Source organism: Flavobacterium psychroterrae (assembly GCF_018380615.1).
Classification (GTDB): domain Bacteria; phylum Bacteroidota; class Bacteroidia; order Flavobacteriales; family Flavobacteriaceae; genus Flavobacterium; species Flavobacterium psychroterrae.
Genome location: NZ_JAGYVZ010000029.1, coordinates 14244 through 38198 on the forward strand (window position 1 = coordinate 14244; position 23955 = coordinate 38198).

Here is a 23955-nt window from a genome sequence, read left to right on the forward strand (position 1 = left end):
AAAAACATAAATGGGAAATATAACAGATTTAATAAAAGATGTTGCCGGTAAAAATCAAATTATCGAAACTTTTGCGGCAAAAGTCATCGAAATAAATAAAGAAGTAGAATCACTTCATAATCCGGAAGATGCATATACCGTAAACATTATGCGAGCTGATGGCGCAATCATTAAAAATGTACGATTAAAAGCTTCAATTCTGGACTTGGAACAAGGAATTGTAACAATTCCTAAAAAAGACAGTTGGGTTTTAGCCACAATAATTGACGGAGTAGAAACTCGTGCATTTATTTCGCAGTTTTCTGAAGTTGACAGATTGATGGGAAGAATTCAAGCTACAAGTGAACCAAAATTACTTTTTGATTATAGTAGCGATGGTGAAATATTACAAATACGTTATATAAAAACAGATTTAATAACTGAAACTAATGAAACAAAAATCACTGATGTTGCCAAAATAGAATTCAATAAAGATAGAAACTTTAAAGTCAGCTATTTTGATGATGATGAAAAACCATTAGCCATTACACACTTTACATCTGAAAGTCTTACAACGACTTTTAACGCTATTAAAGACAACGAAATAAAAGAATGTCTTGCATTAACCTTAAAAAAAGGTGAAGCTACTTTAAAATTAAATAATCCTGAGGGTAAAAAACAAAGTGCTCTCACAATAGATCAGAGTAAAATTTCTTGTGTTTTATTTGATGATCAAGAAGCGGAAAAATTAGTTTTTGAATTAAATAGTGAAAATGACAGCATTCAATTAAAGAAAAATGATAAAAATTTAATTGAACTGAAAGGTAAAACAGCCATTACTATAAAAACTGAAGGAGATATTAACATCGAAGCAAAAAATATAAATATTAAATCGACTGAAAAAATCAATATTAATGCCACAGGAGATACTATTATAAGCGGAGAAAAAGTAAAAATCAATTAAATTATGGCTACCAAATATGTATGTAAAGGTGCGTTATGTGTCTGCAATCAAGGTGGTACAGGAGGCGTTTTAGACGTAAAATCTCAAAACAGCATTTTTATTCAGGAAAAATTGATGGCCACCGATAGTGATATAACTTTCACGGTTCCTCTTACTGGAATCTGTGCAATAACTCAAAAAACATGTAGTCCTGCTTTAGTGCCTAAATGGGAAAAACCTGCAAGTAATGTATTCGAAGGAGATAAAAAAGCTCTTTTACAAACCTCAACCTTAAAATGTACTATTGGAGGAGAGATTAGTATTACAGATCCACAACAAACCGGATCTAAAATTGTGGTATTTGAGAATTATTCAGCCCCGGAAGTTATAAAAACAAAACAAATTATTAGTGCTGCCTGGATGACTGGAGATTTAAAAAACAATATAAAAAATGCTTCTTATGATGAAAAAATAAGCCTTCTCGTTAAGACTGTTAATTATGAAGTCGGAGAAAGAATTACTATAATTGTAGACGAAAAAGATGGTAAAGATGTCAACGAAGGCATAAAAGAAATTAGTTTAAGTGGAATAGTTAATGAAGATGGTTTTGCAGAATTAAAAGAAGTTATAAAAATTGAACCTCATAAATAAAATTAACTATGGATATAACACTTCGATTAAAAAAAATCAATGGAAGTACAAACTTTCAAAACATTACATTAAAAATCAGTAATCCAGTAGAGGGAGATTTTTTTGATATGTCAGGAAATTATTTGGGGGCAACTAAACAAAGTAAAAAAGAAATTTATATCTTGGGAAGGGATTTTATCCAAAATCCCTATTCCAGGAACAATCTTCCCAAAGATTTTTATGACAAAAAAGTATCTTTTAATGGCAAAGGGAATATAATAAATAGTAAAATAGGCGGTCAATATGGCAATATAATTACTGTTTTATCAATTGAAACACGCTCAAAACTAGCCGGAAAAGTTTATAATCATTACTACACAGAAGCTGGTTATAATTTAAATGAATTAAAATATAAAACAATTACAGACGGTGACTCTGGATATGCTGAAACTAAATTGGGAGGAGTTTCTAATAATTCAGAATATTTAAAAAAAGGTGAAGCTGACATACAGATAGTTTACGGTCACATAGGTCTTAATTTAGACACCGGATATGATATTATGAGCATTTGTTCTCACGAACATAACCATTTAGAAGATCTAATAAAATATGGGGGAAAATATAAACATATGTTTCCTGAAACAAGAGCTTATACTCATCAAACACTCGTTGATAAAAACTGGAAATTTATTTCCTTTCGCTTGAAAGCAAATTTAGACAAACAGGGCTTTGCATTTTCAGCTATGTATAAAGACGATTATAAAAAAGCATTTGGGGACCGACAACAGTATGTTGGATTTGATCCAGATGAAAACATTACCAAACAAATTCTAATATTATGAAAAATTTATTATTTCTATTTTTATTTTTATTTGCTGTTTCGTGCAGCAAAGATAAAAAAACACAACCTCTCGCATCTATAGAGAAAATAGAGTATATTGACTTAGATTACGAAAAACAGTCCGGTGTAATTATAGATATCAAAGTCAATGATTCATCTATTATTAAGAAGCTTGAAAACAAACAACTAAGAGGATTTAGAATATATTCAATCAAAGAAAAAGATAGAAATTATTTTTTTTACGAAGTATGGAAAGCCCCCATAAGAAAAGGGAATGTTTTTTCATTTTTAATTCGTACAAGTTACTTTTCGCAAAATATTTCAGATAAAGAAGAAAAGAAAAAAAGAATTTGGAACAAGGACAATATTACAAAAGCGTTAAGTGGTGATGTAGGTTTAATTTTTGATAAAGATAGCGTTCATGTTAAACCAGGTAAAGATCTAAAAATAGTAATACAAATGCTAAAAGATTGAGTTTATGAAAAAATTATTTTTTCCAATTTTTCTACTTTTAATTCTCTGTTCCTGTAATAAAAACAAAAAGGATTTAAAAATCGAATTGTTAACCAATGAGGTAATTTGTGTGGATAATTTAAATAGGTATGATTTTATTGAAACTCGCTATAAGCCAAATAAAGAGTACGACAGTTTATCAAAAAACATTCTCCACTATCGAATAACAAACAATTCTTATAAAAAATATTTCATAATGTTCAATGAGAATTCAATTGGAACATTAGAAAGAGATTTGTATGGTGAAGCTTTGGGAAAAAAGAACTTTTCTACATTAAATTCATTAGATTTTAGTTTGTACAAAAATGATTCAGTACTAGACCGCAGCTCTACAAAAGCAGATATGTCTTACTGCACTTCTTTAATCTCCGAAACTAAACAAAGAGACTCTCTTATTGATGACTTTTTAAAAAAAAATAAACTTAACAACACTTACGTCTTAAAACAAATTGATTTGCCAGACGAATTATTACAAGGTTTTGTTCTTCATCCGGGAGAAACAAAATATTTTACGTCAATCCTTAATCTACCGTATAGAGACGATCACAAGTGGATATCAAACATAGATAAACGAAAACCAAATCAAGGATCAATTTCTTTGAAGAATGATTCTACCTTCACTAAATCAATAATAACAGAAAACCAAAAAAAGGAAATTAAAGAAAATGGCTATGTTTTATTCGATGGCAAAATATATTCAAATAGAGTTCCTGTTAAACTAGTAAATTTAAAAGGCAAAATAAAAGAATAGAAAATTTTAATATCAAATCTAAAAACTTTTTTATTTCAAAAAAACAACTAAAAATATAATAAATATAAAAGAGAAAGTCTTGCTATTAAGACTTTCTCTTTTTATATTAAACTATATTGATTTTTCTATAATCTATTTTATACCTTAATTTAACTTCTTTCTCAAAGCCTCTTCCATTTCGTAGAATTTGCTTTCGAGATCATGAATCTTTTCATAAATATTTATAGGATCGGGCATTTGCTTAGACGCGTACATACTTGCGTACCAAACTTCCAGAATATCCTCGGCATAAATAGAATACATTGGGTAATTTCCGTCTCTGTTATCTGATTTTAGGATTAATTTTCCACTTTCCCTAATTCGGTTTAAAACCCTTTTTACCACCACTCCGTCATTCTTACTAATGATAACATAAATTCTTCCGTCGAGGATATCATCAAAATTATCGACATATTTACCAAAAAGATAATCGCCGTCGTGTATTGTTGTTGACATCGAATTTCCTTTTATTTCAAAACATCTAAAAGTACCATTTTTCAACATTGGCATACTAAAAGATGGAAGACTCTCCATATATTCCGGATCAGCATATCCGTCTAAATAACCCGCTCGGGCTTTTACACCAACAAAATTAATATTCTCTTCACCGTCTTCATTTACGGTAATAATCTTTGGAAGCTTTAAACCAACTTCGGTCGTTGTTGTTGCATTAACAAAAATTTCGTCACTCTCTCCAAAAAAATAATCCGGATTTACATTACAATGAGTAATGATGCTTTGAAGCAGATCAAAACCTGGTTTAGTTCTCTTTCTGTCTCCATCCGCCTGCAATCTGCCAATTGTGATACTATCTATTGTAGTACTGGTTACTCCTATCAACTTCGCAAATGAGTTATTGTTTAACTTCATCTCATCTATAATACGTTTTATCTTAGTATGTATTTCCATGTTGTAATTGCTTATATTTTTATTGTGTAATATGTTTTGATTAACATAAAACATTCCACTATATGTTGCAAAATTAAATAATATATAATAAATAATCGCAATCTTTTATAATTATTTTACAAAACAACTGATTTACAAGGCATTTGTAATCACTTTCTTATTCAATTACTTTAATATAAGGCTGGATAAAGCAAATCATATTACTGAAACTATTGCATTATTTGATGTAATATGTTGTATGTTTTAAAACATATGTTGTATATTTGTAAAAAAATAATCCATCATATGATTCTAAAAGACTTTTATACCGAAAAGAAGATTGCGATTGAAAATGAGCTTTCTCAAACTGCACCAATCGTACATTTGTATAGTGATGCTATTTTTAAAACTTCAATTACAGCACCTGTAGTTATGTTTAAATACGATAACATATCATGGGAAACATCTTCAGAAAAAAACTATAAAGCTGATGTCTCTTTTTGCTTATATATTGTACTTCCTGTTGGAACTATTTCGTCAACAAGTTACGAAAATGTATTTGAAATTGCACATAGGATTGACAAAGCCGTCTTGTCAAATACTTCAAGTAATTCATTTATAGATACAAATTCAACATTTAAAGTAAAAGAAAAGCAATGTAATAACGAAGATGTTCATTGGGATAAAAACGATTACTTCATTTGGGAAATAACATATAAAACGACCTTAATAGAAAATATCTTAAAAAAGAAATACATTCTTTTTAACAATGGATTAAGCAATGAAGCTCTTGAAGAACTTGGATATAATTTAACATCAGATATTATAGCCATAAACCCTAATCCGGTTGAAGGAGCAATAGATTTAAATACCATTATATAATCTGAATAAAATAAAAAAATGTCAAACTTAAATACCACACTTTCATACATGACATAAAATTACCGCAGCATACTATTAACAATCTTAAATAAATAAAATCAAACCATACTTTTTTAAAATCCCAAATATGAGAAGAAGCAGAACACTATTAGACAAAAGGAGAGATTATGTGATCAACTACCTAAATAGAAATCAAGCTAAACAAATGAAAGTTGTAGTATCTGAACTTTCGGATAGTTTGTTCCTGACAGAGCGCACTATTTATACTATAATTAATGAAGGGCTTGCTACAGAAGCCAGAGCTTAAAGCACTGAAACTACTGGTTTTGAGAATCAAAAAAATTGGAAAAAGCCATTTTAAGACTTAAATTTGTACACGATGGGAAAAGCAAATTTACGTCTTGGCCAAGAGTAAAATCCAATTAAAAACCAGCTTACGAAAAACGTCCAAAAATACCAATCTACTTTTTGGATTCTACAATAAGAATACTTTTTCAATACATTAAAAATCATTTACAGCTACAAGTTTAACCACTTGTTACAGCCAATCTTTTGCCTTTTTTTAAGCAAAATAAATTTTAAACATTTAAAAACAATTTATATTATGAGTACATTAAACGATGTGGTAATTACCAAACTATCAGGCGGATTAGGAAGAAGAAATCCGGAACAGGACATGGTTTCAGGGTTACTTTTTGACGGAGTTGCCACTACAAAATTAGCCGTAAATAAAATAGAGCGTTTGGTTTCATTAGAAGATGCTGAAGCGCTAGGAATTACAGCTGATTATGATGTAAAAGGACAATCGGCATATTATCAAATTCAACAATTTTTCAGAATGAATCCTTCCGGAGATTTGTATATCATGGCAACTACAGGAAGTACATATGAAAGTGTGGCCGGAAAAGCAATTGATATGCAAGAGCAGGCAAACGGAAATATTCGCCAAATGGCAGTGATTTTTAGTAGCCCAACTACATTTGCAGAAACGAAAGCCACAGTAACAAAAGCACAAACTCAGGCAGCACTTGGTTATAAAGATTACATGCCTTTTGAAGTAATTTTAGAAGGTAAAGGATTTGATGCTGACACAGCTACAAATTTAGCTGAATTAAATGCCGAAAATGTATCTGTAGTAGTGGCAATGGATGTTGAAAAAGCATTTGAACAGAAGCTATTTGAATTTAACACATCAGAACTTTACACTTTGGCTTCTAATGAGCAATTAGTTCCTGTCGAGAATTTTCCGGATCTTTATAACATAAAAGATGCTAACGGTTTCAAAAAAGAAGATGGAGATATTCTTCAATTCGTTGCCAGAGATTCATACAAAAACACGGCAGCAGTTGGATTAGCATTAGGAGCTGTATCAAGAGCTAAAGTTTCTGAAAACATTGCATGGATTGAAAAATTCAATCTTACCGGTGAAGGTTTTGCAAAAGCAGGTTTTATTGGCGGACAAAAAATTAAAACTCTTGGAACTTTAAGCGAATTAAACGAAAAAAGATACGTTTTTACAAAAACACATACTGGTTTACCTGGTGTTTATTTTAACGACAGTCATACTTGCACAACTGGTACATCTGACTTTGCTTATGTAGAGAACAACCGTACTATCAATAAAGCAACACGTTTATTACGTACTGCACTATTACCAAAATTAGCTTCTCCGGTTTTAGTAGATATTGACGGTAAATTGCCGCAATCTGTTTCAAAAAACTTTGAAGGTTTATGCAGAAGCGCTTTAGAAGGAATGGTTGCAAATCAGGAAGTTTCTGATTTTGATGTTTATGTTGATCCAAAACAAAACATTTTAGCTACTTCAGAATTAAGGGTAAAAGCAGAAATTACTCCTATTGGAACTGCCCGTAAAATTATGGTTGATTTAGGATTCAAAAATCCTTTTGGAATCGACAAAGCATAATTATTGAATCTATTACAATTCAAATAAAATAAAAATTCACCAATTATATCGCCACAATTCATTTGTTACAAACACAAATGAATTAAGGTGATAGTTCCTGAGCGTTATCAGGATTTCTAAAAAAATAAAACTACATATGAATAAATTACCATTAATTAACGGACAACAACACAGCTGGTCATCAATTGAAGTAAGTATTGCAGGTAATATCGTTACCGGAATTACAGCTGTAAACTATAGTGATTCAGTATCTAAGGAAAACCATTACGGAGCCGGAGATATGCCAGTTCACAGAGGTAGAGGAAAATACGAAGCAAAAGCGTCGATTACTTTATACAATTACGAAGTTGAAGCTATTTTAGCTGCTTTGCCAAAAGGACAAAGATTGCAGGATATCAACCCTTTCAGCATCATTGTAAGTTACCTTGATGACAGTAACGAAGTAATTACGCATACAGTAAGAAACTGTGAATTCAACTCAAACAGCAGAGGAATTAGCCAGGGAGATACTAAAATCGCGGTTTCTTTTGACTTGATCTGTTCTCACGTTGAGTGGAACTAATCTGCAAACAATCTTCTTAAACAATTAAACTACAATCCCCTTCCCTATTTTTAAAACCGACTTAAAAGAGATAACCATTATCAATTGCGTTACGCAAAAAAGGAGTTCAAAGAACATGATTTTTGCAAGCATACTTTTATATCTGCTCTTTATTAGTCCGTTTTAAAATAGGGAATCTTCTTCAAGAGGCTGCTTTGAGCTTATTTATCTCAAAAACAATAACTCAGGCAGCCTCTTTTTTACCATCATACAATCAAAATTCGATTAGCAAATCATAAATAAAAAACATCCTTTTAAAATGGAAACAACAAATTCAAAAACCGCAGATGTTCTGGACGGAAACATTACTCAGGCGCAATTAAATCAATGGAAATACAAACATAAAAAAGTTGTCAAACTCACTATTGCAGATGATGACGAAACTATTCTGTTTGCCTATTTCAAAAAACCGGATATGAGCATTCGTTCTGCAGTATTACAAGCGTCAAAAATGGACGAATTTAAAGCTCTCGAAGTATTATTCAAAAACTGTTATTTGGGCGGCGATGCTAAAATTGAACAGGAAGACGATTTACGCCTCAATATTACCACAGCATTTTCAGATCATATCCAGCCGAAACCTGTTAAAGTAGAAATACTTTAATAATATCTATCCTTTTGCCTTTCCTTAAAACTCTATCATAATGATTATTAGAAAACACAACATACAACTCAAAGATACCAGCGAATCTGAAATGGCAAGGTTTAGACAAATTATGCTCAGCATTTGGCGTCAGCAGATTGAAGATGATAAGAATGCTGAGGAAATGGAAAGTTTTATTAAAAAGAATTCTATAACAAACAAAAAGTCTGATCAAAATAAACCAAAAAAACATTATAATAATGATATTTTTTACGTAAATAGTGATGGAAATATTATTAAAGTTGAAGTTGATAATTCTCGTTATATTAACGTAGTTTTATCTAATGGTAAAAAAGTTCTGTTTTCAGATTTAGATATTTCAGGAAGTACGTTTAGCTGGAACAATACTAATAGACAAATTGTGGCAAACATAGCTAGGTACTACGGTAAGCAAATAAATGTTACCAGAATTGGAGCAAATTATGACATGAATGATAAAAGTTTAGCATATACAGATAGTCAAAGTAAAGTGTGGCTGCACCCAAGTTCAAAGGGAGGAGTTGATCCTACTTTTAACCATAAATATAATTTAAAGAGTACTCTTATTCATGAATATAATCATCAACAAGAATTAAAGACGAAAAAAAAATTAAAGAAAAAAAAAGAATACACATATTCTGAGCATGCCAAAGTTTATTTAAAGCAATTTAAGCATAATACTTTTGAAAAAACAAGTATAAAATATTCAGAAGGTCAAATTGCTAATTTTATTAAATATTTAGATTATGCTTCAGGACAAAAGGAAACTGGATGGGAAAATATATTAAAAGAATTTAATGAATCAAAAATTTTAGGGGGTTATTTTATTAAGTATCGAGAATCTGGTGGAACACAATTATTTGATAATAAAGGAGTCGAACGTATAATTGAAATAAGCGAACCATTAGACGGACCACATTAAAAAATGTTTATGAAAAGTAAAATTTTATTCTTAATGATAATTTTTGTTATTATTTCATGCAAAAAAAGAGACGATTTGGGGCTAACAAATCCAACAAAAAGATGGGTGTATTTTGATTCATATAGAAAATATGACAAGGATAGTATGAGCTTTTTAACATATTTAAAGTTTTATAACAATGGAGAATGTGTCAATTTATTTTTTGATGAAAGTCAATACAATGGTTGCATGGAGTGGAATTTTACAAAGAGCGACAGTATTTTACAAATCAGCGACAAAAGACTTTTAGTTCTAAAGATTTACAAAGACAGTATCATTGTCAAAGATTTAAAATATCAAAGAAAAGCTGTAATGTTAAATTGGAATATCTTACCCAAAAAAAATGATACATCAAATTAACAATTTCTCCAATACAACGCCGTTTTTCTGCTTGAGAAAAAACGGATTTTTCTATACTTTTAAACACTTAAATTCAAAAATCTAAAAAAAACCTATATTTTATAACAGCTGGTCGATACTATGAAAATCATAATACGAATATTCTTTTTTATTGGAATTTCACTTTTTCTTTTGAGTTATTTTATAGTTCCCTATAAAGTTGATGACGGAGAAATTATCATCATTGACAGCGATGTTGTCGCATTTTTTAAAATTTTATATTTTACCACTACTGCTATTTTTGCAATCTCCTTTTTTGTGTTTCTCAGAATTTTTAAAAATAAAAGTTATCCTATTTTTTCTTTTGTTTTTCTTATTACGAGTTTAATATTTTTATGCAAAATGTTTTTGTATTTTGATAAATTTATAGAAAATTAATACAATTTTTGCTCCATCATAAACCCGTTTTTTATTATAATAAATTCGGGTATTTTTTTACCTTTATCTTGATTTTACCATAAAACAAATTCAGTTAAATTGATGCACTTTACTTAAACCAATGATATACATATCCATTTTAATATATGAAAAAAAATTAGTTTACTGACAAAGCATTTAATATTGAAAGAATGATTGGTGTTAAAATTGAATCGTTAGATAATGATATAATTGCATTAGCACAAATCTGTAGTAGGGATTGGACAGTCGAAGAAGTTCAATTAATATATTCACTGATTTTATGGAAGATTTCAAAAATTTTATTTCTAAAAACCGCGTAGTTGACTAATGAAAAAAAAAGAACAAATAATTGAAAACCTAAAAAGCTGGCTGGAGAAAACAAATATTTCATATGATAAAGATATTGGTTTTCGATGCAGAGATAAAGAAATTAAAGAATTAAGAGATGGAAAAACCGAAAAAGAAGTTTATGTTGTATCTTTTAAAACTGAAAGTGATATAGAATATGATAAAAATGGTGAAATTATTTCATTATTAGAAGGAATGTATTGTTTTGCTTATTTTGATTCAGAAACATTAGAGTTGCTTTATGTAATGAAAAAAGCAGGATATATAGAAGTTGATGGTTCATACTAATGATTTTTTCAATTGCTACAAACCCGTTTTTCTAGTTTAAAAAAGCGGGTATTTTTTACCTTTATCTTGATTTTACCATAAAACAAATTCAGTTAAATTAATGCACTTTACTTAAACCAATGATATACAAATACATTTTAATATATGAAAAAAATTGAGTTTACTGATAAAGCATTTAATATTGAAAGAAGGATTGGTGTTAAAAATTGAATCGTTAGATAATGATATAATTGCATTAGCACAAATCTGTAATAGGGATTGGAAAGTCGAAGAAGTTCAATTAATCCTAAATGAATCTAAAAACTTAAAAGGGAAAGAAATGAAGATTAAATAAATTAATTAAAAACTAATGAACTCAACAGAAATTCAGGAATATTTTTCAAGTAGTATGGTAATATTCGAAAACAACGATATAATTAACCAATCTTTATCAAAAGACACAGCAGATATTTTATACAAAATTGGATTACCTAATCATAATACTTTTGGCGGAGACTATGAGTTTTTTGGAAATGTGGAATTATTGGATGGAAAGTATTTAAAAATTGGTACTAAAAATACTTTTATGAATGAACCATTTGGATTATGCATTGATATTGAAACTCAACAAATAATTGGTAGAACACATTATAGTGAAGGAGTAAGAACCTATACTATTAATAAAAATCTAAAAACCTATCTTGAATATTTATATACATTCAAACGATTTAGTAACGAAGTAAAAATACCTCAAACATTAGGAGAGTACCATTTGCATCATGAAAAATATGCTCTGGAATTAAAAAACAGATTAGTAGCTATAGATAAAGATGATGTTTATACAGATTTTTGGCATAGTTCTATTGGAGAAATGGAACTGGGGGTTATATAGTTAAAATTTAAACTAAGTCTGAAGTTCAATCTAATTATCTGTAAAGAATTTAAAAGGATAATAGAAATAATATTATGAAAAAATTTGAATTTAGTAAAATAGATTTTAGTTATGGTTGTCTTAGTGAGGAGGAAATTATTTATGCATATTGAGTAGATTATGAAACTCTTGATGAAAAGCATAAATCTTTATTCCAATTGCATGGCAAGGATGGACAGTCGAAGAAATTCAAATGGTTAATGATGAATCTAAAAAATAAAGAAATTTACGACTATATTATTCCGCGAAGTGAGTTAAGAATTTCCGTTAACAAAAATTATGTGGTGTTTTTTGATTTGAGACCCCCGCAGGAAGAAGAAGATTTTAGCTGGACTTTCAATGAATTTATTGATTTTATGGAAGCATTCAAAGATTTTATTTCTAAACACCGCCCAACAGACTAATGAACACAAAAGAACAAATAATTGAGAACTTAAAAAATTGGTTTAATAAGGTAAACGTAATTTCACTAGAAGAACGCATTCCATTAAATTGTTGGGACAAAGAATTAAAAGAATTAAGAGATGGAAAGACAAAGGAAATTTATATAGTATCTTTTAAAACAAAAAGTACTAATATAGAGCATGATGAAAATGGTAAAATTACTTCATTTTTTGAAGGGATGTATTGTTTTGCCTATTTTGATGCAGAAACATTAGAGTTAATGTACATAAGTAAAAAAGATGGATTTATAGAAGTTGATGGTTCTTATTAAAGCAATGATTTTTAAGCGATTATAGCAATAATCATGAAATATAATTTTAAAAAAAAGATTTCCTTCTAGAAAATGGAGAGATATATTATGAGTTGGGAGTTGATCGAGAATCACTAGATAACGATATTTTGCGCTCTCATATATAAATTGGCAAGGCTGGACTGTAGAAGAAGTTCAAGTGATTATTGATACATCCAAAAAGCTGATAGGTGAAGAAATATATGACTATATCGTTTATGGAACTGAACTAACCATTTCAGTCGATAAAGAAAATGTATATTTTTTTGATTGGAGTACTCCTCAGGAAGAATAAGATTTTAGTTGGACCTTTAATGAATTCACTGATTTTATGGAAACTTTCAAAGATTTTATTTCTAAAACCGCGTAGTTGACTAATGAAAAAAAGAACAAATAATTTAAAATTATAAAATGAAGTTATATACATTAAAATCAGCTTTTGGAACCTATATAAATAGAATTCAATCTATAGATACATCAGATAATTTACCTTTTTCCGGAGGAGAATATAATGATCATGAAGATTTTACAGAAATCATAAACAAATTACAATTTCGCTTAGAAAGAGATGTAAATGAGAAAAAAATGACCTCAGATTTCTTATATCAGGCAATTGATTTTTATTACGGACCAATTATTATTAAATCCGATCAGGAAAAAACATTACATTTTTTCAGTGTCTCTCCAAAGCTTAAAACATTGCTTGAACAATTAAAGTTACCAAAACATAAATTTTACCCTATTGTGCTTAATATAGACAATGGAATTGATTTATCATATTATATACTACAAATTGATGACAATATGACTTCGTACATGGATTATAACAAATCAACTTTTTATGGATTAAACCTAATTAGCGACGAGTTATCATTTTATCAAGAAGGCGAGATTAAATCAGAAGAAAATTTACTTGGTTTACTCGATGATGATATTTTCCCATATGATAAATCAATGTCCATCAATCAAGAATTAGATTGGGTTTATATGGCGCCCTTTTTTATGATCTCTGAAAAATCAAAACAATTATTGGAAGGAAATGGTATTGTAGGAATGGAAATCACACCATTTTACGAGGTTGAATCTGATTATGGTAAACCAAATGATTTAGGATATCTAAATAAATTTGGAGGTAGAGAAATTATCATCAATGGCAAAAGTACTATGGATGACTTAGATATTGATGATTTTCCAAGAGCTGACAAAAAATAAGAAAGCTTTTTTAAGATTTGCTCTTAAACACCCGTTTTTCTAATTTATAAATTCGGGTATTTTTTTACCTTTTATCTTGATTTTACCATAAAATAAATTCAGTAAAAACCGCAATACACTTTACTGAAACTACTGATATACAAATACATATTACTTTCAAAACACACTATTTTGGTGTATTTTTACAGTGTTCTTAAAAGACATATCACTTTCTTAAATGTGATGATAAAAAGAACTTTCAGGATTTATTTACAGGCTTCTTTTAACCATAAATAAATTTCAAAACACAAATAATCTTACTGAATAATAAAAATCCTGATTGTCTTCAAACAATTCTATAGGATTTTTATTCTCAAAATTTGAAATCTTTAATACACACAAATATGGATCAAACAACAAAAAAACACATTGATTTGCTTCATCCTTCGGTTAGGGAAGAAGTTACTAAAATTATCGAGGAATGCGACCTTGCCTTAACCGGAAGGGCAAAAGTTCGCATTACCCAAGGTCTCAGATCTTTTCAGGAGCAGGAAGATATTTATGCTTTTGGGCGAACAAAACCAGGAAAAAAAGTAACTAATGCAAAAGGCAGTCAGTCAATTCATAATTACGGATTCGCCGTAGACATTTGTCTCATTATAGATGGAAAAACGGCTTCCTGGGATACGGCAAAAGACTGGGATAATGATCAAATTTCGGATTGGCAGGAATGTGTCAAAATTTTCAAGAAATACAACTGGAACTGGGGCGGCGACTGGAAAACTTTTAAGGATCTTCCGCATTTTGATAAAAAAGGATATAGCGACTGGAAAGTTCTAAGCAAACTAAAACGTGACAAAAAAAATTATGTAATCTTATATAAATAAACCGATGAAACATTTAAAATTAAAAAGTCTTGCATTATTAATTACCGTTTCTTTTGCTATTTCTTCCTGTACCTCAACCAGAACGGCATTATTCGATCAATATTCTTATGAAAAAACAATTGAGTTAAAAGTTGAAGCAACAAAATTAATGAGTAAAGCTACTACGCCTTATAATTCTCATAAAGAAGAAGTTGAAACTCTATTACTCAACATCGAAAAATTAGTAGAATATGAAAAAAACAAACCCAATAACGAAATCACTTTTGAGATGTGGAAAGTTTTAAATGACAAAGAAAAAAATCTTTTGTCCGCATTTTTCAAACGCTGGGAAACAAAAGGAACTTTATCTCCGGTTTTTCTGGATGCATCAAAAAAACAGGTTTTAGACGCTTTGGATTTATTGATTCAATATGAAAGTAAAAAAGATAACGAATCTAGAGATGCGCTTTTAGAATTAATCAACCTCAACACATAAAACTATGAATAACGATCAATTAATAGAAGAGCTAAAAAGCAAATTAAAAACTATTCTAACAAAAAGTTATAAAGATATCAAACCCGAATTAGAAAAAGATCTAAATACATTTTTAGAAACATCGAGAGAAAAACTGGAACGCTGGATTTTTCTTTTATCAACAGGAGATATAACCGAAGAAGAATTAGAATGGCTATTAAAAAGTCAGCTCGATTTAGTCGCTTTGCAGGCATTACAAACTACCGGAATATCAAAAATAAAACTAAATTCTTTGAAAAATAATATTTTAAAAATCATTTTTAAAATTATTCTTGAACTTATTATTCCGGTTACTTAAAGTGATATTCTAAAGATCAAAAAACAAGAAAAAGTGTATCATAACAAACTGATTACAAAGCACTTTAAAACACAACATAACTTACTGAAACTACTGATTAGCAAGCTTTAAAATCTTGGTTAAGGAGAAATCAGGGCGTATTTTTACAGTATCAAATAAAACATCATCTTTTGATTATGGCGCGCAAATTTAAAGATGATTTTAAGCCAAAAACTTCTAATAAAAACAACGAATAATAAAGACATATGAAAGATTTTATCATCGAGGATGACTTGTTAATTATAAAAGGGGATTTTGCAATTAATGATGCAGATCAACAAAACATAGAACATTTACTATTAACCCAAAAAGGAAGTTATAAAGAATTTCCAATTCTTGGTGTTGGAATTAAAAAATACATCAACAGCCCGGATGCAACTTCCAGGCTTAGACTAGAAAACGAAATAGACAAACAACTATCGTATGACAAATTCTATGTAAAAACATTAGATGTCAACGATTTACAAAACATTAAAATCGATGGGAACTATTAAACCACAGGAAAACCAAAACATATTTGACATTTCTTTACAAGAATATGGAAGCATAGAAAAGGTATTTGACCTTCTAGAAGACAATGATCAATTCAATCTTACAGAAGATCTTTCTGTTTATGAGGATTTAAAAATTGGCAGAGAAGCCTTTAAAAAGGATATTGTTGAATATTACAATTCAAGAAACTTAAAGCCCGCAACTTCTATCTCAGATGAAGAACAATATTTACTGGATAACTTCTCCGGAATTGATTATATGATTATTGAAGATGATTTCATCATTTATTAGTCTATAATTTTTAGCTACAAATACCGAAAAATCTCGGTTATAAACACTCTTCTTTTTAGAAATCTCTAAAAGATAAACTACGCTCTGTAGTATTTACAAAAAACATAAACAATTATCTATAAGCATTTTACACATGTCTTACAGGCTAAACTATATTAAAAAATTAAAATATGGCACGTACAATTGCTGAAATACAGAATGAAATTCTGAGCGAGAAAGACAAACAATCGTCTCTAAGCGGCTTGACTGATTCAAAAACTGCGATTTGGAAACTTTGGATTAACATTGTTGCTACTTCGATTTGGATTCACGAAAAAATAGTAGAAAAAAATGCCCTGATATCAAGACCTCACACCTTAAACTGGTATCGTGAACAAGCTTTGAATTTTCATTACGGAATGCCCGTAGATCCCGATTCCAGTAATAGAATCTCTCTGGTCTGGAAAGATGGCTCTTATCAATTTGACACCACAAATCTTGACGAACGTCAAATAGAAGATGCTAAAATAATCAAACATTGCGCAGTAAGTGAAATTGATTTAGAAACAGTCCTAAAACCAAAAAAAGAAATTGAAGAAATTTTCTCTGATTATTTCCATAATAAAGTTGGAGTTGTTTTTATAAAAGTTGCTACCGTAAGGGATGATAAAATTTCGAGAATTGATGTTCCAAACGAACTTTTTGCCTTTAAGGAATATATCGCCAAAATTAAAGATGCAGGAAATCAAGTTTACATTACATCTGATCAGGGAGATAATCTAAAATTAAGCCTGAATGTTTACATCGATCCTTTAACCATTTTTATCCATCCAAAAGACATTGGTTATTATCAGTTAAAAAGTTTAAGCAGAGATTTAAATGAAGAGGAACAAATTAAACTATCCAAATACGAAGAAGATCTGGCAGAAGATCCATTAGATACAAGAAACGGTTCCTTAATATTAAATAATAAGGAATTTCCAGTACTAAATGCTGTCAAAGACCATTTGAAAAATATTGAGTTTAATGGTGCATTTGTCAAAACATATTTAGTTGATGCAATTCAGAAAGCAGAAGGAATTAAGATTCCAATATTGAAAAAAGTTGAAACTGCCTGGGCAACAAATCCTAGTGATGAGCCTGATAGTCCTACAGATGTAACAAATATTGAATATTTCATTCCAAACGCAGGTTATTTTGATATGGATACGCTTCAGGTTGATGTAAACTACATTCCGTACACTTTCTACCGAGATAAACAATAGTCTAATATATATACAATGAATAAATACACCGTTTTAAAATGGGAAAAGCTGTTGTTATGGCTCATCCCTCCTATTCTTCGAAAAAAAACTCATGTTGACTGGCTCGATGTTTTACTGACGCCTCTTCATACTATTTACGAAGAGATTCTTTATAAAATGCAGCATACAGGTCAGGTCATTTATCTTGAGAAAGTATTAAACGATACTTATAATCCAACAAAAATTTATAATCCGAATTTAAGTACAGAACAAAAACGATTAGAGGAGTTAATTTATATCGATGAATCAGTCAAGCCTACTTTACAATATGTATATCTCCATAAAGAATATTATGAACCGGATGGTACTTTAATGATTCCGCAATTGAAAGTATATACAAATCAGGAATATACAAACAGAAACAACAAACCTGTTTATCTGGCTCATCGTAAAGATTATACAAAAATAACATATGCCAATTTCAGGGTATTTATTCCGGAAAGTTTAATAACAAACGGTAATATAATTATCGAACCAACTAAAGACGGTTCCGTAAAAACAGAGGCGATTAAAATAGCCAATATAGAATACCATAATCTGCTTAACTTTTATAAACTGGCGGGTAAAAGCTATGAAAGTTATTCGTACTCAAAAGGAAAAATAATCTAAAAGCAGTTCCTCACTGAAATAAATAGAACAAAACAACAGACATTTAAATAAATAAAAATGAAACAAATAAATTTTAGTCACGAAGGAGGATTTCCTCTTGAGCAAGAAACTTTAGAGAAACTTCAAACTGCTTACAGATCTGAGTTATTCGGAGCTTTAAAGGCGCATTTAAGCATTGATACGCAGACTGATTATATTTTGGCTCCAGCAACAATCAATACAAAAGGCTGGGCAGTAATTCGTCTGAAAGAAAAAGATCCAAAAGATCCTGCTGGAGGAACAAAAATGCAAGGGATTTTATATCCTATTAAAGAAGCTTCTCCAACTGGCTTTTTAAAGGCAACCAGAACCGGAACAAATTTAGTATATGGAACAGGAGTCTCTCAAACTGCTTATTTTGATTATGAGGCAGAATACATTAGCGCACAAGATTATACAAATCGTCCTGAATCTCCTGAAAGTAGTGATGCAACAACGGTAAATTATTATGATTTGGCACAATTTCAAATTGTGAAAGACCGTAAGGCAATTGAAGGAATTCTGGGAGCAATAAATGCAAATATTGATGCAATACAATCAAACATTGATACAATAGAAAGCAACATTGATTCTGTTGAGACAGCTATTACTGTGATTAATCAAACTTATCTCCCGCTTAACGGCTCAAAGGCAATGACAGGAGATTTAAATTTAGACATTTATAAATTATCAAAATTAGATACTAAGGAAGGTGGTTTCGCAACTGTAAGAGCTGCCGATTTTAGATTGGGATCAATAACCAGAAAAGGGTTACTAAATCCTAATGATCCTACTGGACGAGCTTTAGCAGACACCAGTGACGAATCTAAAACAAGTCTTTCTCTTAATTATCAATCTGATTGGCAGAATACTTCCATTGGAGGAAAAGTATATTTAGAGAATTTAAGTACAACAAAATCAGCTGGTTCTTTATTGGTTATAGATGATTATCATCAAGTAACGAAAAGCAATTCGCTACCAGAATTACTGAATCGCATCACTGTTTTAGAAAGTAAAATATCGACAGCAACAGCAGCAGTACCTATTGGAATGGTGGCTATTTGGGGAAAACCAGCACCATTTCCAGAAGGCTGGCAAGAATATGTACCATTGAGAGGAAAAATGCCTGTAGGATTATATAATCCAAATGCAAATGAGCGAACTGTACAAATAGGTCAGAGAAATAATTATGAAAATTTAACATTTTATAATAACAACGGAGTCTTTACGTGGCCTTTCGATACATTAGGAACTGAAGGCGGAAAAGTTGCCAAAAGCTTATCTATTGATGAAATGCCTGAGCATAGTCATAATATAACACTAGTTGATGAAGGAGGAATTGGTGCTCCAGCAGGAGGAAATCCTAATGGAATAACTAACGGCACATCGACAACCAAACCGGCAGGAAAAAATCAATCTTTTTCAATGCTAAATCCTTACAGAGTAGTTTCTTTCATAGAATATACAGGTAACCCAAGCGATCAAAAAGCACCAACAACACCAACAAATTTAGAAGCTTCAAAGATTGGTACTAAAAGTTTAACTTTAAGCTGGAACGCATCTACCGATAATGTTGGTGTTACTAATTATCTTGTTTATAAAGAAAGTATTTTATTAGAAATTGTCGCTAGCAATGTCGTTTCGTTCCCCGTTACAGGATTAATTGCAGGTACCTCATATAGTTTTTCTGTTATAGCAAGAGATGCAGCCGGAAATTTATCTACACCGGCTACTTTAACTCAAGCTACAATTGCGGTAGATTTAACTGCACCAACTATACCTAATTATTTACATTGCTATACTCAAGGCAAAGGCCTCATAGGTATTGAATGGGGGACTTCTACTGATGATAACGGTCCAATAACTTATGAACTATGGCGTACAGTAGACGGGTTTGCTTATTTCATCTTTGACACAACTAATAACACTTATTCATCTGATTCAGGTTTACCAAACTCAACTTATTCATACAAAGTTCGAGCAAGAGATTCAAATGGAAACATGTCTGCCTTTACTAATGAAGCTTCAATAACGATAAGTTCTCTATAAAAGCAATTTACAATCTATAGCAATCTTTTGGGGCCTAAAATCCCCAAAAGATTACTTTATCAAAAAAAACTTAAACCCAAAAAAAATACATGAAAATTGTAAAATTTATTTTTACAGCTTCAGCCTTACTGTGGCTTTTATTAACAATTCTGGCAATGATGCCAATAGCAGCCTTACTATCACCTACCCTATTTATATCAAAAAAAAATTACTCAGAATGGATCCTTTTTTTATTTGCATTAATTTGTTCTTTAGGGATCTACCCTATTTGTTTTGTGTATGCCGCCATAAAATGGAACGGCTTTTTAAACTATTTAAGAAAACTTAGTTTGAGTATTGATATTAGCGGAAACATGGTAGCCGGTGCATTGTTAAACGACAACTTTATTATTGCTTCCTCTACCAATAAATTTGGTGCTGTTCAGGAAACTATAAGCGATAATTTAGGAGAAAATGAAAGAGACAACACGCTATCGATTTTTGGCAAAAGATTTACCAACTTACTTGGAGTAATTGATTTTGACCATGCCAAAAAATCGATAGTTAATGATTAACATAAATAAAAACGATATGCATAAAATTTCAGAATACTCAAACGAAATGAAACTATTGCTATATGGATTTTTTATTTACTTAGAAATGGATATAGAAATTGTGAAAGTGTTATTTTACCTCATGGTAATGGATACTTTTTTAGGCATTATCAAAACCATAATATTAAATAACCCATTTAGCTTTAAAAAATTGGCTCTAGGATTTGTATCCAAATTAGCCGTATTACTAATCCCCACTGCTTTGGCATTAATGAGTATAGGCCTTAATTACAACTTTAAATGGTTTGTAACCATAGTAATGGACTTACTTATTGTTAGTGATGGTATTTCAATTATCAGCAATATTATTGCTATAAAAACAAAAAAAGAAGTAGAAAATTTCGATGCAATGACATTGATTCTCAAGTCGGTTAGAGATCGTTTAATACAGCTTTTTAAAAGGCTTTTAATTACAATAGATCCTAAACTTCATATAGAAAAATAGATTATCGTATAAAAAACAACAAGAAATATTATAATCTAAGTTATTGAATAATTAAGATTAAAAGAAGATGGAAAAGTATAATTTTCCCAAAGCCAACACCAGAAAATCGTCTAGTGTTGGCTTTGGTATTTACATTAAATTTAAAAAAACCATAGTTTCATAAAAAAATTTAAATCGCAATTTTCTTTCAAATTTCTTGTTTTTACCAATCATATTAATAGTTTTGTGTTTTTAAAGCAAACCCAAATTTAACCTACAAAACCTTATGAGAAAAACCATTTCTTACCTCTTACCTTTTGCAATCTTTTCAATCCTCCTTTTTGGTTGTAGTGACGATGATTCAAAAGGAGAGGGTTACAAACCCAATTATTTAACCAGCATTGATGCTACTGCTTTACCACCAGAAAACCGACCAATGATTATGTTTGAAGACGATGAAAATTCGTCTAAAATGTACGATAACAAAGACCGTTGGTTTCGCGTAAATGAACCAATGCAGATTATCCAGAAAGGAAAAGATTCAGTACAAATTTCACTTTATTCACCAGTTGGACTTAGTAATGTAAAAGTTTATGCAAAAATAGCCAACTATGACAAATTCCTTTAGTTGCCGGAAAACATGATTATATGTTAGAAAACGGCAAAACTGTTACCATCGATAAAATTGAGGGTTTTTCTTCTGGAGCAATCGAATTTTCGGTAGAATCCGATGATCCTTTATTTGCCAAATTCAAAAAAATAAAATCGGCAAGATTAGTACAGTTCAGCGATCAATATCATAAAAACGAATATGGTAAATATTTACCCATGAATCCTGTTTTGGCAAAGGAAGCCATTACAATGATTATCAACTTTTCGTATGCAATAAGTCATCCTTTGTATTACGACACTTTTATGAATTTTGACCGATACAAAAAAGAACAGGCAGCAACCGCCGGAACAGCTATAAATGGTGCATTAAACTGGCACGGAAATGCTGATGACGTTGAAGGCGTCTATGATTACCTGACAAAAGCACAAATTGAGCAAGCTTACAATACTTATATCGATAGCCGAACTTTGAATATGGCAATGGTTGGTGGAGATTCTGCCTGGGGCGGAGGTCCTTTAGCTTCGCAATGGGAATCTGGTTATGTAACCGGACACTGGAAAGGCGAAATGTCTATCTGGTCACACGAATATTCACATCATAGTGGTTATAATCACAGCAGTAATTTAGCTAATAGCGGCGAAGGCGGCGGTCAGCAGGAAATGTTAACTGATTTTTACAAATACCTAATTAGTCTTAACGATCTCCCTTTTACAGATCCTGATGTATTAAAAGGATATACAAAGACAGCTTATTTAACCGGTACTTATAAAAAGCCTGTTTTTACAATTAATCCTAAAAACACTTTTCTATTAAAATATAAAGGAGAAGGAAAATGGAACTAACCTACAAAACCATCATGAACAAAATACCATTTTTACTACTAGTACTTTGCCTTTTTACCAATTGCAGTAAAGATGCTGAAAGCGAAGAACCAACGACTTACGATTATTTCTATCCTACGGATGAAGCATCCATAACAGCCGCCCAAATTGGAACCGGAACCGGAACTTTAGATCCTAAAGGAATTGCAATAGCAAACGAAAAATTATATGTGGCAAATGGTGATGTGCTTGAAATTTTCAACGCGGTAACTTTGGCACATATCAAAACAATTACAGAATATAAAAAAGGAACCACTACAATTCCTTTAACCGAAATTACTTCTGTTGCTGTTGATAATGGGAGAATTTACATCGGAAGTCGTGAATCCCGACTTTTTGTAATTGATGAAAATACAAATGCCGGCATTAGTACTGTTGGAAACGGACAATGGTGGCAAACTTTTGTGCATGTTTTTGACGTTGTTGTAAAAGACGGATTGGTTTTCGTAAAAGAAAAAGAAACGTCGATTAAGGTTTTTGAAACTTCGCAAATCACAGAAACCAGCGATTGGAAATTAAATCCCATAGCAAAACTAAATACATTAGATGGTTTTGATCAAATCTATTCAATGGATGTCGAAGCCGGAAATCTTGTCGTTGCAGGAAGAGATGCAAAAAGTTACTTGTATTATGACATAGCCGCTATTAAAGCGAATGCTGCAGGTTCACTTGTAGAACCTATAAAGCCAGTTAGCTCTACTTTTATTGCTAAACCCACCGCTATTAACTTTAGTAAAGATTTTGCTGTAACCGCTGAAAACTCGGGAACTGTAAATTACCTTCGTCTGTATCCTAAAGCTGAATTTATGGCGCGCAATTATACGGCTAGTATAAATGTTTCTGATATTATGGGAAAAAATTCTTTTGGAAGTATTGTAGGTATTGCGCAACTTAACGATCGTTTGTTTTTATCTGATAATACAAATAAAACTATCCGAGTTATAAAGCTTAATAAATCTACGATTGCTGAGCAAGACTAAAAATTGGGTTCAAAAAAATAGTATAACCTCTAAAGTTTAGGCTTTGGAGGTTTTTTTATGGAAAATAAATTCCAAAAAAATCAATAAAATACTTTCAAATAATGCAATTCATTTTTTAATTTCTACTTTTAAGAAGTATATT

31 protein-coding genes are annotated in these 23955 nt (G+C 30.6%); 30 read left to right on the forward strand and 1 reads right to left on the reverse strand.

Going from position 1 to position 23955, the window contains the following annotated elements:
- The first annotated feature begins 10 nt into the window (after positions 1 to 10).
- The 5 genes from KHA90_RS21605 to KHA90_RS21625 are packed head-to-tail and all read left to right on the forward strand — an operon-like array spanning position 11 to position 3657.
- Positions 11 to 943 (forward strand): hypothetical protein, encoded by a 933-nt coding sequence (locus KHA90_RS21605; RefSeq protein ID WP_213306462.1) that lies wholly within the window; start codon positions 11 to 13, stop codon positions 941 to 943.
- Between the two features lie 3 nt (positions 944 to 946).
- Positions 947 to 1573, forward strand: coding sequence for a DUF4280 domain-containing protein (locus KHA90_RS21610; protein ID WP_213306465.1), 627 nt, complete (start codon positions 947 to 949; stop codon positions 1571 to 1573).
- A gap of 8 nt (positions 1574 to 1581) precedes the next feature.
- Complete coding sequence (locus tag KHA90_RS21615; RefSeq protein ID WP_213306467.1) at positions 1582 to 2394, forward strand: hypothetical protein; 813 nt, start codon at positions 1582 to 1584, stop codon at positions 2392 to 2394.
- Positions 2391 to 2867 (forward strand): hypothetical protein, encoded by a 477-nt coding sequence (locus KHA90_RS21620; RefSeq protein ID WP_213306470.1) that lies wholly within the window; start codon positions 2391 to 2393, stop codon positions 2865 to 2867. The genes KHA90_RS21615 and KHA90_RS21620 overlap by 4 nt, the downstream gene beginning before the upstream one ends.
- A 4-nt stretch (positions 2868 to 2871) precedes the next feature.
- A complete protein-coding gene (locus tag KHA90_RS21625) occupies positions 2872 to 3657 on the forward strand; it encodes a hypothetical protein (RefSeq protein WP_213306472.1) in 786 nt (261 codons plus the stop codon).
- 144 nt (positions 3658 to 3801) lie between these two features.
- Here KHA90_RS21625 and KHA90_RS21630 read toward each other — a convergent pair whose 3' ends face one another.
- Positions 3802 to 4605, reverse strand: coding sequence for an XRE family transcriptional regulator (locus tag KHA90_RS21630; protein WP_213306475.1), 804 nt, complete (start codon positions 4603 to 4605; stop codon positions 3802 to 3804).
- Positions 4606 to 4890: 285 nt separating this feature from the next.
- On the opposite strand from KHA90_RS21630, the gene KHA90_RS21635 reads away from it, so the two are divergent.
- The 25 genes from KHA90_RS21635 to KHA90_RS21750 all read left to right on the forward strand — a co-directional run bounded on the left by KHA90_RS21635 (position 4891) and on the right by KHA90_RS21750 (position 23813).
- The gene (locus KHA90_RS21635) at positions 4891 to 5466 is read left to right on the forward strand and encodes a hypothetical protein (protein ID WP_213306478.1); all 576 of its coding nucleotides are present in this window, start codon (positions 4891 to 4893) and stop codon (positions 5464 to 5466) included.
- Positions 5467 to 5593: 127 nt separating this feature from the next.
- Positions 5594 to 5773 carry a hypothetical protein gene (locus KHA90_RS21640; RefSeq protein WP_213306481.1) on the forward strand — a complete coding sequence of 60 codons (180 nt, stop codon included), beginning with the start codon at positions 5594 to 5596 and terminating at the stop codon, positions 5771 to 5773.
- 297 nt (positions 5774 to 6070) lie between these two features.
- Entirely contained in the window at positions 6071 to 7390 is a 1320-nt protein-coding gene (locus KHA90_RS21645) for a DUF2586 domain-containing protein (RefSeq protein WP_213306484.1), read from the forward strand.
- 136 nt (positions 7391 to 7526) lie between these two features.
- Positions 7527 to 7952, forward strand: a complete 426-nt coding sequence (locus KHA90_RS21650; RefSeq protein ID WP_035684757.1) for a hypothetical protein — start codon at positions 7527 to 7529, stop codon at positions 7950 to 7952.
- Between the two features lie 298 nt (positions 7953 to 8250).
- On the forward strand, positions 8251 to 8595 hold the full coding sequence (locus tag KHA90_RS21655; protein ID WP_213306487.1) for a hypothetical protein: 345 nt from the start codon (positions 8251 to 8253) through the stop codon (positions 8593 to 8595).
- A 40-nt stretch (positions 8596 to 8635) separates the two neighbouring features.
- Positions 8636 to 9535 carry a hypothetical protein gene (locus tag KHA90_RS21660; protein ID WP_213306490.1) on the forward strand — a complete coding sequence of 300 codons (900 nt, stop codon included), beginning with the start codon at positions 8636 to 8638 and terminating at the stop codon, positions 9533 to 9535.
- A 9-nt stretch (positions 9536 to 9544) separates the two neighbouring features.
- Positions 9545 to 9934, forward strand: a complete 390-nt coding sequence (locus tag KHA90_RS21665) for a hypothetical protein (RefSeq protein WP_213306493.1) — start codon at positions 9545 to 9547, stop codon at positions 9932 to 9934.
- A gap of 765 nt (positions 9935 to 10699) precedes the next feature.
- Positions 10700 to 11008 (forward strand): class II glutamine amidotransferase domain-containing protein, encoded by a 309-nt coding sequence (locus KHA90_RS21670; RefSeq protein WP_213306496.1) that lies wholly within the window; start codon positions 10700 to 10702, stop codon positions 11006 to 11008.
- 349 nt (positions 11009 to 11357) lie between these two features.
- A complete protein-coding gene (locus KHA90_RS21675) occupies positions 11358 to 11879 on the forward strand; it encodes a hypothetical protein (RefSeq protein ID WP_213306499.1) in 522 nt (173 codons plus the stop codon).
- A gap of 239 nt (positions 11880 to 12118) precedes the next feature.
- Entirely contained in the window at positions 12119 to 12322 is a 204-nt protein-coding gene (locus tag KHA90_RS21680; RefSeq protein ID WP_213306502.1) for a hypothetical protein, read from the forward strand.
- Positions 12322 to 12633: a hypothetical protein gene (locus KHA90_RS21685; protein WP_213306505.1), complete on the forward strand. Its 312-nt coding sequence runs from the start codon at positions 12322 to 12324 to the stop codon at positions 12631 to 12633. The genes KHA90_RS21680 and KHA90_RS21685 overlap by 1 nt, the downstream gene beginning before the upstream one ends.
- 429 nt (positions 12634 to 13062) lie before the next feature.
- Complete coding sequence (locus tag KHA90_RS21690) at positions 13063 to 13863, forward strand: hypothetical protein (RefSeq protein WP_213306508.1); 801 nt, start codon at positions 13063 to 13065, stop codon at positions 13861 to 13863.
- A gap of 383 nt (positions 13864 to 14246) precedes the next feature.
- A complete protein-coding gene (locus KHA90_RS21695; protein WP_213306511.1) occupies positions 14247 to 14729 on the forward strand; it encodes a M15 family metallopeptidase in 483 nt (160 codons plus the stop codon).
- Positions 14730 to 14733: 4 nt separating this feature from the next.
- The gene (locus KHA90_RS21700) at positions 14734 to 15204 is read left to right on the forward strand and encodes a hypothetical protein (RefSeq protein WP_213306514.1); all 471 of its coding nucleotides are present in this window, start codon (positions 14734 to 14736) and stop codon (positions 15202 to 15204) included.
- Positions 15205 to 15208: 4 nt separating this feature from the next.
- The gene (locus KHA90_RS21705) at positions 15209 to 15541 is read left to right on the forward strand and encodes a hypothetical protein (protein ID WP_213306516.1); all 333 of its coding nucleotides are present in this window, start codon (positions 15209 to 15211) and stop codon (positions 15539 to 15541) included.
- A 245-nt stretch (positions 15542 to 15786) separates the two neighbouring features.
- Entirely contained in the window at positions 15787 to 16074 is a 288-nt protein-coding gene (locus KHA90_RS21710; protein ID WP_213306519.1) for a hypothetical protein, read from the forward strand.
- On the forward strand, positions 16061 to 16363 hold the full coding sequence (locus KHA90_RS21715; protein WP_213306522.1) for a hypothetical protein: 303 nt from the start codon (positions 16061 to 16063) through the stop codon (positions 16361 to 16363). The genes KHA90_RS21710 and KHA90_RS21715 overlap by 14 nt, the downstream gene beginning before the upstream one ends.
- A gap of 170 nt (positions 16364 to 16533) precedes the next feature.
- Complete coding sequence (locus KHA90_RS21720) at positions 16534 to 17607, forward strand: hypothetical protein (RefSeq protein WP_213306524.1); 1074 nt, start codon at positions 16534 to 16536, stop codon at positions 17605 to 17607.
- A gap of 15 nt (positions 17608 to 17622) precedes the next feature.
- Positions 17623 to 18255, forward strand: coding sequence for a hypothetical protein (locus KHA90_RS21725; RefSeq protein ID WP_213306527.1), 633 nt, complete (start codon positions 17623 to 17625; stop codon positions 18253 to 18255).
- 57 nt (positions 18256 to 18312) lie between these two features.
- Positions 18313 to 20322, forward strand: coding sequence for a fibronectin type III domain-containing protein (locus KHA90_RS21730; protein ID WP_213306531.1), 2010 nt, complete (start codon positions 18313 to 18315; stop codon positions 20320 to 20322).
- 89 nt (positions 20323 to 20411) lie between these two features.
- Positions 20412 to 20876 carry a hypothetical protein gene (locus KHA90_RS21735; RefSeq protein WP_213306535.1) on the forward strand — a complete coding sequence of 155 codons (465 nt, stop codon included), beginning with the start codon at positions 20412 to 20414 and terminating at the stop codon, positions 20874 to 20876.
- Complete coding sequence (locus KHA90_RS21740; RefSeq protein WP_244860508.1) at positions 20869 to 21360, forward strand: phage holin family protein; 492 nt, start codon at positions 20869 to 20871, stop codon at positions 21358 to 21360. The genes KHA90_RS21735 and KHA90_RS21740 overlap by 8 nt, the downstream gene beginning before the upstream one ends.
- Positions 21361 to 21625: 265 nt before the next feature.
- Entirely contained in the window at positions 21626 to 21967 is a 342-nt protein-coding gene (locus KHA90_RS25520; RefSeq protein ID WP_244860510.1) for a hypothetical protein, read from the forward strand.
- A 20-nt stretch (positions 21968 to 21987) separates the two neighbouring features.
- The gene (locus KHA90_RS21745; RefSeq protein WP_244860512.1) at positions 21988 to 22794 is read left to right on the forward strand and encodes a hypothetical protein; all 807 of its coding nucleotides are present in this window, start codon (positions 21988 to 21990) and stop codon (positions 22792 to 22794) included.
- Entirely contained in the window at positions 22785 to 23813 is a 1029-nt protein-coding gene (locus tag KHA90_RS21750; protein WP_213306538.1) for a hypothetical protein, read from the forward strand. Before KHA90_RS21745 ends, KHA90_RS21750 begins: the two co-directional genes overlap by 10 nt.
- Positions 23814 to 23955 lie beyond the last annotated feature (142 nt).

What these genes read in the sequence shown, in the direction of transcription:
- KHA90_RS21635 (WP_213306478.1), top strand. Translation starts at nt 4,891, where the DNA reads ATGATTCTAAAAGACTTTTATACCGAAAAGAAGATTGCGATTGAAAAT.
- KHA90_RS21615 (WP_213306467.1), top strand. Translation starts at nt 1,582, where the DNA reads ATGGATATAACACTTCGATTAAAAAAAATCAATGGAAGTACAAACTTT.
- KHA90_RS21745 (WP_244860512.1), top strand. Translation starts at nt 21,988, where the DNA reads ATGTTAGAAAACGGCAAAACTGTTACCATCGATAAAATTGAGGGTTTT.
- KHA90_RS21630 (WP_213306475.1), bottom strand. Translation starts at nt 4,605, where the DNA reads ATGGAAATACATACTAAGATAAAACGTATTATAGATGAGATGAAGTTA.
- KHA90_RS25520 (WP_244860510.1), top strand. Translation starts at nt 21,626, where the DNA reads ATGAGAAAAACCATTTCTTACCTCTTACCTTTTGCAATCTTTTCAATC.
- KHA90_RS21685 (WP_213306505.1), top strand. Translation starts at nt 12,322, where the DNA reads ATGAACACAAAAGAACAAATAATTGAGAACTTAAAAAATTGGTTTAAT.
- KHA90_RS21735 (WP_213306535.1), top strand. Translation starts at nt 20,412, where the DNA reads ATGAAAATTGTAAAATTTATTTTTACAGCTTCAGCCTTACTGTGGCTT.
- KHA90_RS21665 (WP_213306493.1), top strand. Translation starts at nt 9,545, where the DNA reads ATGAAAAGTAAAATTTTATTCTTAATGATAATTTTTGTTATTATTTCA.
- KHA90_RS21650 (WP_035684757.1), top strand. Translation starts at nt 7,527, where the DNA reads ATGAATAAATTACCATTAATTAACGGACAACAACACAGCTGGTCATCA.
- KHA90_RS21725 (WP_213306527.1), top strand. Translation starts at nt 17,623, where the DNA reads ATGAATAAATACACCGTTTTAAAATGGGAAAAGCTGTTGTTATGGCTC.
- KHA90_RS21715 (WP_213306522.1), top strand. Translation starts at nt 16,061, where the DNA reads ATGGGAACTATTAAACCACAGGAAAACCAAAACATATTTGACATTTCT.
- KHA90_RS21750 (WP_213306538.1), top strand. Translation starts at nt 22,785, where the DNA reads ATGGAACTAACCTACAAAACCATCATGAACAAAATACCATTTTTACTA.
- KHA90_RS21675 (WP_213306499.1), top strand. Translation starts at nt 11,358, where the DNA reads ATGAACTCAACAGAAATTCAGGAATATTTTTCAAGTAGTATGGTAATA.
- KHA90_RS21640 (WP_213306481.1), top strand. Translation starts at nt 5,594, where the DNA reads ATGAGAAGAAGCAGAACACTATTAGACAAAAGGAGAGATTATGTGATC.
- KHA90_RS21680 (WP_213306502.1), top strand. Translation starts at nt 12,119, where the DNA reads ATGATGAATCTAAAAAATAAAGAAATTTACGACTATATTATTCCGCGA.
- KHA90_RS21730 (WP_213306531.1), top strand. Translation starts at nt 18,313, where the DNA reads ATGAAACAAATAAATTTTAGTCACGAAGGAGGATTTCCTCTTGAGCAA.
- KHA90_RS21720 (WP_213306524.1), top strand. Translation starts at nt 16,534, where the DNA reads ATGGCACGTACAATTGCTGAAATACAGAATGAAATTCTGAGCGAGAAA.
- KHA90_RS21645 (WP_213306484.1), top strand. Translation starts at nt 6,071, where the DNA reads ATGAGTACATTAAACGATGTGGTAATTACCAAACTATCAGGCGGATTA.
- KHA90_RS21740 (WP_244860508.1), top strand. Translation starts at nt 20,869, where the DNA reads ATGATTAACATAAATAAAAACGATATGCATAAAATTTCAGAATACTCA.
- KHA90_RS21625 (WP_213306472.1), top strand. Translation starts at nt 2,872, where the DNA reads ATGAAAAAATTATTTTTTCCAATTTTTCTACTTTTAATTCTCTGTTCC.
- KHA90_RS21620 (WP_213306470.1), top strand. Translation starts at nt 2,391, where the DNA reads ATGAAAAATTTATTATTTCTATTTTTATTTTTATTTGCTGTTTCGTGC.
- KHA90_RS21700 (WP_213306514.1), top strand. Translation starts at nt 14,734, where the DNA reads ATGAAACATTTAAAATTAAAAAGTCTTGCATTATTAATTACCGTTTCT.
- KHA90_RS21660 (WP_213306490.1), top strand. Translation starts at nt 8,636, where the DNA reads ATGATTATTAGAAAACACAACATACAACTCAAAGATACCAGCGAATCT.
- KHA90_RS21610 (WP_213306465.1), top strand. Translation starts at nt 947, where the DNA reads ATGGCTACCAAATATGTATGTAAAGGTGCGTTATGTGTCTGCAATCAA.
- KHA90_RS21670 (WP_213306496.1), top strand. Translation starts at nt 10,700, where the DNA reads ATGAAAAAAAAAGAACAAATAATTGAAAACCTAAAAAGCTGGCTGGAG.
- KHA90_RS21710 (WP_213306519.1), top strand. Translation starts at nt 15,787, where the DNA reads ATGAAAGATTTTATCATCGAGGATGACTTGTTAATTATAAAAGGGGAT.
- KHA90_RS21690 (WP_213306508.1), top strand. Translation starts at nt 13,063, where the DNA reads ATGAAGTTATATACATTAAAATCAGCTTTTGGAACCTATATAAATAGA.
- KHA90_RS21705 (WP_213306516.1), top strand. Translation starts at nt 15,209, where the DNA reads ATGAATAACGATCAATTAATAGAAGAGCTAAAAAGCAAATTAAAAACT.
- KHA90_RS21695 (WP_213306511.1), top strand. Translation starts at nt 14,247, where the DNA reads ATGGATCAAACAACAAAAAAACACATTGATTTGCTTCATCCTTCGGTT.
- KHA90_RS21655 (WP_213306487.1), top strand. Translation starts at nt 8,251, where the DNA reads ATGGAAACAACAAATTCAAAAACCGCAGATGTTCTGGACGGAAACATT.
- KHA90_RS21605 (WP_213306462.1), top strand. Translation starts at nt 11, where the DNA reads ATGGGAAATATAACAGATTTAATAAAAGATGTTGCCGGTAAAAATCAA.